Annotated in this window: 1 protein-coding gene; it reads right to left on the bottom strand. The window is 69.9% G+C overall.

The window, feature by feature from the left end; all coding sequences use genetic code 11:
• Window positions 1-1,537 (bottom strand): SDR family NAD(P)-dependent oxidoreductase (locus AB0I77_RS53490; RefSeq protein ID WP_363290319.1); only part of this gene is annotated, 1,537 nt, incomplete at both ends.

Raw genomic sequence — 1,537 nt, 5'->3', positions numbered from 1 at the left:
CCCCGCGACCAGAGCCCACAACGCCTCAGCCGAATCCACCCCACCCGGGAACCGGCACCCCATCCCCACAATCGCAACCGGCTCATTCGACGCCGTCGCCGGCTGCGTGCGCGGTTGCGACGGAGCCTGCGCAGTGGTCTCTCCGAGGACCTGTTCGAGGAGGTAATCGGTGAGTGAGTTCGGGTTGGGGTGGTCGAAGACGAGGGTGGTAGGCAGCGCGATGCCGGTCGCGGTACGCAGCCGGTTGCGCAGATCGACGGCGGTGAGCGAGTCGAACCCCAGGTCCTTGAAGGCGCGGGACGTGTCCACGGACGCCGCCGAAGCATGGCCGAGCGCCGTGGCGACCTGAGCCTGGACCAACTCCAGCAGGACCCTGCGCTGTTCGGCTGGCGTCAGCCCGGCGAGACGGCTCGCCAGCTCACCGTCGCCTGCCACTTGGCCGACGGCGCGGCGTCGGTGGTTGGACGCGGGCACGAGCCCCCGCAGGATCCCGGGCAGACTGTCGCTAACAGCCGACAGCGCGGACATGCGCAGCGCCACAGGCACAGCCACAGGCTCGTTCACGACGAGCGCGGCATCCAGCAGCGCCAGCCCCTCGCCCGTCTCCAACGCCGGGAACCCCTGACGCGCCAACCGCTCCAGCTCCCCATCCCCCAGCGACCCACCCATACCATCCGCCGTCGCCCACATACCCCACGCCAGCGACACGGCGGGCAGTCCCTGGGCGCGGCGGGTGGCCGCGAGGGCGTCCAGGACGTTGTTCGCGGCCGAATAAGCCGCCTGACCGGCATTGCCGACCACACCCGCGAACGACGAGAACAACACGAACGCCGACAGATCACAGTCAGCCGTCAACTCGTGCAGATGCAGCGCCGACTCAGCCTTGGCGGCCAGGACACCAGCCAACCGCTCCCCCGACAGACCAGCGATCAACCCATCGTCCAGCACACCCGCCGCATGCACCACAGCCGACAGATCAACACCCTCCAGTACCGCAGCCAGCGCCCCACGGTCGGAGACGTCACACGCCCGCACCCGAACCCGCGCACCCAACTCCTCCAGTTCCGCTACGAGTTCCACGGCACCGGGCGCCTCGATCCCACGCCGGGAGACCAGCAGCAGATCCCGCACACCATGCCGGGTGACGAGATGCCGGGCCACCTCCGCCCCCAGACCACCCGTACCGCCCGTGATCAGCACCGTGCCCTCGCCACCCCACGGCGACGGCACCGTGAGGACGACCTTGCCGACATGCCTGGCCTGGCCCAGCAGCCGCAACGCCTCCGGCGCACGCGCGATCCCGAAGACGGTGACCGGGGCGGGCCGCAGGGCACCTCGCTCGAAGAGCTCCAGCAGCGCCGCGAACATCTCCGCGATCCGGTCCGGGCCGGCGTCCATCAGATCGAACGAGCGGTACGACACCCCGTACTCGGCCCGCACCACCTCGGCATCACGGACATCGGTCTTGCCCATCTCCACGAACCGGCCACCCGGACGCACCAACCGCAACGACGCATCCACGAACTCACCCGCCAGC

The organism is Streptomyces sp. NPDC050619, from assembly GCF_040654815.1.
Lineage (GTDB): Bacteria > Actinomycetota > Actinomycetes > Streptomycetales > Streptomycetaceae > Streptomyces.
Note: the sequence above shows the minus strand (reverse complement) of the source record. Positions and strands in the feature narration are given on the sequence as shown.